At 73.4% G+C, this 5,974-nt stretch carries 5 protein-coding genes; 3 read left to right on the top strand and 2 right to left on the bottom strand.

What is annotated here, in order from left to right:
- Positions 1 to 15: 15 nt before the first annotated feature.
- Complete coding sequence (locus E1165_RS27505) at positions 16 to 1,431, bottom strand: cation:dicarboxylate symporter family transporter (protein ID WP_132394616.1); 1,416 nt, start codon at positions 1,429 to 1,431, stop codon at positions 16 to 18.
- A gap of 101 nt (positions 1,432 to 1,532) precedes the next feature.
- On the opposite strand from E1165_RS27505, the gene E1165_RS27500 reads away from it, so the two are divergent.
- Together E1165_RS27500 and E1165_RS27495 are read left to right on the top strand one after the other, a co-directional pair.
- A complete protein-coding gene (locus tag E1165_RS27500) occupies positions 1,533 to 3,116 on the top strand; it encodes a sensor histidine kinase (protein WP_132394615.1) in 1,584 nt (527 codons plus the stop codon).
- Positions 3,113 to 3,793: a response regulator gene (locus tag E1165_RS27495; RefSeq protein ID WP_132394614.1), complete on the top strand. Its 681-nt coding sequence runs from the start codon at positions 3,113 to 3,115 to the stop codon at positions 3,791 to 3,793. The genes E1165_RS27500 and E1165_RS27495 overlap by 4 nt, the downstream gene beginning before the upstream one ends.
- Before the next feature lie 12 nt (positions 3,794 to 3,805).
- On the opposite strand, the gene E1165_RS27490 is transcribed toward E1165_RS27495, so the two are convergent.
- Positions 3,806 to 4,702, bottom strand: coding sequence for a DUF4231 domain-containing protein (locus tag E1165_RS27490; RefSeq protein ID WP_165945344.1), 897 nt, complete (start codon positions 4,700 to 4,702; stop codon positions 3,806 to 3,808).
- Between the two features lie 332 nt (positions 4,703 to 5,034).
- On the opposite strand from E1165_RS27490, the gene E1165_RS27485 reads away from it, so the two are divergent.
- Positions 5,035 to 5,974, top strand: a 940-nt coding sequence (locus tag E1165_RS27485; protein ID WP_132394612.1) for a PHB depolymerase family esterase, incomplete at its 3' end; no start/stop codon positions are given.

The following is a 5,974-nucleotide window of genomic DNA, read 5'->3' as shown; positions in this document are numbered from 1 at the left end:
GTGCGGGGGCCGGGCTCAGGCGCCGGCCCGGGCGGGGACGCGGTCGGGCGGTTCCGTCGCGCCGGCCGCGCGCTCGTCGGCGGTCGGGGCCTCGGGGGCCTCGGGAGCGCCGTGGTCCTCGTCGAGCATGGTGGCCTCGTCGAAGGGGCGTTCGCCGGAGAGCACGGCCCGCGCCTGCTCCCGGTCGAACTCGCCGGTCCAGGTGCCGATCAGCACCGTGGCCACGGCGTTGCCGGCGAAGTTGGTCAGCGCCCGGGCCTCGGACATGAACCGGTCGATGCCGACGATCAGGCCGACCCCGTCGACCAGGTCCGGCCGGTGCGACTGGAGCCCGCCGGCCAGGGTGGCCAGGCCCGCGCCGGTGATGCCGGCGGCGCCCTTGGAAGCAATGATCATGAAGACCAGCAGCGACACCTGCTCGCCGACCGACAGCGGGTTGCCCATCGCGGAGGCGATGAACAGCGACGCCATGGTCAGGTAGATGGCGGTGCCGTCGAGGTTGAAGGAGTAGCCCGTCGGCACGGTGATGCCGACGACGGGCCGGCTCACCCCGAAGTGCTCCATCTTCGCGATCAGCCGGGGCAGCGCCGACTCCGAGGAGGAGGTGGAGACGATCAGCAGGAACTCCCGGCCCAGGTACCGCAGCAGCGAGAAGATAGAGATCTTGGCGACCACCCGGAGCAGCAGGCCGAGCACCACCACGACGAAGACCAGGCAGGTGGCGTAGAAGCCGAGCATGATCTGGGCGAGGCTCTTCAGCGCGTCCACGCCGGTCGCGCCGACGACGGCGGCCATCGCGCCGAACGCGCCGATCGGAGCCACCCACATGATCATCGCAAGGATCTTGAAGATCAGGCGCTGGAGCACCCCGACCGCGCGCAGCACCGGCTCGCCCCGGCTGCCCATGCCCTGCACCGCGAAGCCGACCAGGAGCGCGACCAGCAGCGTCTGGAGCACCTCCCCGCCGGTCAGCGAGGACAGCATCGAGGTCGGGATGACGCCGAGCAGGAAGTCGACGGTGCCCTCCGCCTTCCCACCGGCGGCCTGCCGCCCGGCGCCCGCCAGCTCCGAGTTCAGGTGCAGACCGGCACCGGGGTGGATCAGGTTGCCGACGACCAGGCCGATGGCCAGCGCGACCGTGGACATGAGCAGGAAGTAGCCGAGGGCGAGCCCGCCGACCTTGCCGACCTTGGCCGCCTGGCGCACCGAACCCACGCCGAGGACGATCGTGCAGAAGATGATCGGGCTGATCATCATCTTGATCAGGGCGACGAACCCGGTGCCGAGGGGCTTCAGGTCCTTGGCCAGCTCCGGGGCGACGAAGCCGACCACGATGCCCGCGACGACCGCGACGATCACCGCGAGGTACAGGTAGTGGGTGCGGTCCCGGCGGGACCGCTGCGCAGGTGTGCTGGTGGTGGGGGTCTGCATGGGTGAGACTGTGGTCCAGGTCTCAGCCGGAAGCAGCCTTGCGTTCATTCTGTTCACCGGAGTGCAGTGTCGGCGTAACGACGACGTGATCCGAGGGGGACATGGCGGCACGGAAGTGGAGCATCGCGGGGCAACTGTTCGCCCTCCAGGCGCTGGTGGTCACCCTGCTCGTCGGCGCGGGGGCCGTCGGGGCGGCGCTGCTGGCCCGCGCCGACGCGCGGGAGGCCGCCCGCGCCGAGGTGCTCGCCGTCGCCGAGACGGTCGCCCGGTCCCCCGAGGTCGCCGCCGCGCTGCGCTCCCCCGACCCGGCCACCACCCTCCAGCCGTACGCCGAGTCCGTGCGCACCGCGACCGGGACGAACTTCGTGGTGGTGATGACCCCCGACCGGATCCGCTACTCCCACCCCGACCCGACCCAGATCGGCCAGCCGTTCATCGGCGAGATCGGCCCGGCCCTGGCCGGCCACCCGTACACCGAGGTCAACACCGGCACCCTGGGCGAGTCGGTGCGCGCCGTGGTCCCGGTACGCGACCCCGACGGCACGGTCACCGGGTTGGTCTCGGTCGGCATCACCACCGAGTCGATCAACCGGAAGCTACTCGGCCGGGCACCGGTCCTGCTGGCCGTCACCGTCGTCGTGCTCGTCCTGGCCGGGCTCAGCTCGTGGCTGCTCAGCCGCCGACTGCGCCGGCAGACCCACGGGCTCGGCCCGGCCCAGATGACCCGGATGTACGAGTACTACGACGCCGTCCTGCACTCGGTCGGCGAGGGGCTGCTGGTGGTCGACGCCGACGGGCGGATCGCGCTGGTCAACGACGAGGGACGCCGGCTGCTCGGCCTGGACCCGGACGCGCCGCTGGTGGACCGGCCGGTGACCGGGCTCGACCTGCCCCCGGCCCTGGTGGAGCTGGTCGGCGCGGGCCGGCCCGCGCACGACGAGCTGATCCTCACCCGGGAGCGGTCCCTGGTGGCCAACCAGCGTCCCACCGAGCTCGGCGGCCGGGTTCGCGGCACCGTGCTGACCCTGCGCGACCACACCGAGCTGCGCGCGCTCAGCAGCGAGCTGGACTCCGTACGAGGGCTCACCGAGGCGCTGCGTTCCCAGGCGCACGAGGCCGCCAACCGGCTGCACACCGTGCTCACCCTGGTGGAGCTGGGCCGGACCGACGAGGCGGTCCGGCTGGCCACCGAGGAGCTGGACCTGGCCCAGCGGCTCACCGACGAGGTGGTGGGGGCGATCGCCGAGCCGGCGCTGGCCGCGCTGCTGCTCGGCAAGTCCGCCCAGGCCGCCGAGCGGGGCGTGGAGCTGACCGTCGACCCGGACTCCCGGCTGCACGTGGGCGCCCTGCCCGCCACCGACCTGCTCACCGTCGTCGGCAACCTGGTCGACAACGCACTGGAGGCGGTCGCCGCGGCGGCCCCGCCCCGGCGGGTACGGGTGCGGGTGACCGAGACCGACGGCGAGGTGCTCGTCGAGGTGGGCGACAGCGGGCCGGGACTGCCACCGGAGCAGGTGGCCGACGCGTTCCGCCGAGGCTGGTCGACGAAGCGTCCCGGCCGGGGGCTGGGGCTGGCCCTGGTCGGCCAGGTCGTCGCCCGGCACGGCGGGCGGTACGAGGTGGACTCCGCCGCGGAGGGCGGCAGCGTGTTCCGGATCCGGCTCCCGATCGGGGCCCGCACGTGAGCGACGAGATCCGGGTGCTGGTCGTCGAGGACGAGGAGCTGATCGCGCAGGCGCACCGCGCGTACACCGAACGGATCCCCGGGTTCCGGGTGGTGGCGGTGGCGCGTACCGCCCGGGAGGCGTTGGCGGTGCTGCGCTCCGGCGACGGGGTGGACCTGGTACTGCTCGACTTCCACCTGCCCGACATGCACGGGCTGGAGGTGTGCCGGGCGATGCGGGCCGCCGGCAGTGCCGCCGACGTGCTCGCGGTCACCTCCGCCCGGGACCTCAGCATGGTCCGCGCGGCGGTCGCCCTCGGCGTCACCCACTACCTGCTCAAACCATTCACGTTCGCCGCGTTCCGCGACAAGCTGGAGCGGTACGCGGCATACCGGGCGCAGGCGTCGGCCGGCGGCGCGGTGGCGGCGCAGCACGAGGTGGACCGGATGTTCGCCACCCTGCGCGGCACCGCGCCGGACACCCTGCCGAAGGGACTGGTCGCGGCGACCCTCGACGCGGTGCTGGACGCGCTGCGCAGCCGGCCCGGCCAGTCCGCGTCCGAGGTGGCCGAGCGGACCGGGATGTCCCGGGTCACCGCCCGGCGCTACCTGGAGCACCTGGCCGACACGGGGCGGGTGAACCGCAGTCCCCGCTACGGCACCCCCGGCCGCCCGGAGGTCGAGTACCGCCCCACCTGACGGGCGGGGACGTCAGCCCGGCTCCCGGTCGTGGGTCCACGCGGCCAGCCAGCTCTCGTTCTCCCGGGATATCGCCTCCTCGCACGCCCGCACGAACGCCGCGGCGGCGGCCGGCGAGCGGTCGGGTGCCGCCTCCCACTCCTCCAGCAGGGCACACAGCCGCCGCGCGGTCGCCAGGTAGGACACGACGAGGTGCTCGTACCGGGCGGCGGAGATGTGCGCCGTGATCGACGCGCCCACCACCGTCACCGCCGAGACCCAGACGCCGACACCGGCGGCCCCCGTGGTGGCGGCGACCGCGCCGAGCGCCGCGCCGGCGGCGGCGATCCCGAACTCCGCGGTTCGGAATCGGTTGAGCCGGCGCTGCTGCCGGGCCGCGCCGGCGCGGTAGTAGCCAGCGATCTGTGGCCGGAGCCGGTGGGTGAGGTAGTGGTCCACGTCGTCGACGGCGGGGACGGGGGTGTCGGGGTCCGGCGCGCCGAGCGTCATGCCGGCGAGGTCGGCGACGTCGTCGGCGACGGCCGCGGCGAAGGTCCGCAGGCGACGGCCCCGGTCCGGCCCGTCGTACGGCTGCGCCCCGGTGAGGAAGAGATAGACCTGCGCCTTCAACGCCTCGCTGGCCGACCGGACCCGCGTCCACGCCTCGATCCGGGCCCGTCCCAGGCGCGTGACACGCACGACCGGGACCAGGGCGAGGGCGACGGCACCGGCGGTGGCCAGCGCCCGGCCCGGGGCGCCGTTGAGCCCCACCTGGACGGCGGCGGTGGTCAGGACCGCACCGCCCACCGCCGACGCGAGGGCCGCGGTCCGCCAGAACGCGATGCTTCGCTTGGCCGTGCCCGCGGCCCACGACCAGCGCCGGTGGTCGCGCCACACCGCGCTCACGGCGGACCTGTCGACCTGCTCCACTGCTCGCCTCCTCTGCCTCGGGCTCCCGGGTGCCGGAGGGACCGGCCGCGCGACGCGGCCCGCTTCGACGCCAGGGCCACGGCCGGACAGCCGCGCGCCCCCTCTCAGCATGCCGATCGGGATCAATGCCCGGTGCCCGCCGGTCGGCCCGACCAGCGACCCCGGCGGTCATCCCCGCAGGTGACGACACGGGTCGCCGGCCAGGACACCGTCGTCCTTGCCAGACCGTCCGGTGCATCCACTACTGTGAATGCACCTGAGCCGGGCACGATCGGGCGCCGGGCAGCCTCGATCGGCACATCGTCCCATCGGCCCTTCCGGAGGACTCTCCCATGAGAACGAAGCTCAGACTGCTCGGCACCGCCCTGTCGGTCGCCGCGCTGACGGCGCTGGCGGCCGTCGCGGTCCCCACACCCGCGTCGGCGGCCACGCTGACCCAGGTCACCAACTTCGGCGCCAACCCCAGCAACCTGGAGATGTACCTGTACGTGCCGGACCGGGTCGCCCCGCGCCCGGCGCTGGTGGTCGCGGTCCACTACTGCACCGGCTCCGGGCAGGCCATGTACGCGGGCACCCAGTTCGCGTCCCTGGCCGACCGGTACGGCTACATCGTGATCTACCCGTCGGTGACCCGCAGCAGCAAGTGCTTCGACGTCGCCTCGCCGCAGGCGCTACGCCGCGACGGGGGCAGCGACCCGGTCGGAATCAAGTCGATGATCGACTACGTGCGGGCACGGTACCCGGTGGACGCCAACCGGATCTTCGCCACCGGCATCTCGTCGGGCGCGATGATGACCAACGTGCTGCTCGGGCTCTACCCGGACGTGTTCGCCGCCGGCGCCGCCTACTCCGGCGTCCCGTTCGGCTGTTTCGCCACCACGAACGGCTCCGAGTGGAACAGCGAGTGCGCCAACGGCCAGCTCGTCAGGACCCCGCAGCAGTGGGGTGACCTGGTCCGCAACGCGTACCCGGGGTACACCGGCAAGCGGCCCCGGATGCAGCTGTGGCACGGCACCGACGACGACGTGCTGCGCTACCAGAACTTCACCGAGGCCATCAAGCAGTGGACCAACGTGCACGGTCTGAGCCAGACCCCGACCTACACCGACCGGCCGCAGTCCAACTACACCCGCACCCGCTACGGCGGCAGTGGCGGCACCGCCCCGATCGAGGCGATCAGCATGCAGGGCGTCGGACACAACCTGCCGGTGGACGCCGCCCAGGCGATCCGGTTCTTCGGCCTCGACGGCAGCGCACCGCCCACCACGCCCC

It is taken from the genome of Micromonospora sp. KC723 (assembly GCF_004348595.1).
Lineage (GTDB): Bacteria > Actinomycetota > Actinomycetes > Mycobacteriales > Micromonosporaceae > Micromonospora.
The sequence above is the reverse complement of the archived record's forward strand: the minus strand, read 5'-3'. Positions and strand labels throughout refer to the sequence as shown.

Bases quoted from the DNA above. Each gene is read 5' to 3' on its own strand.
- E1165_RS27505 (WP_132394616.1), bottom strand. From the start codon at position 1,431: ATGCAGACCCCCACCACCAGCACACCTGCGCAGCGGTCCCGCCGGGAC.
- E1165_RS27500 (WP_132394615.1), top strand. From the start codon at position 1,533: ATGGCGGCACGGAAGTGGAGCATCGCGGGGCAACTGTTCGCCCTCCAG.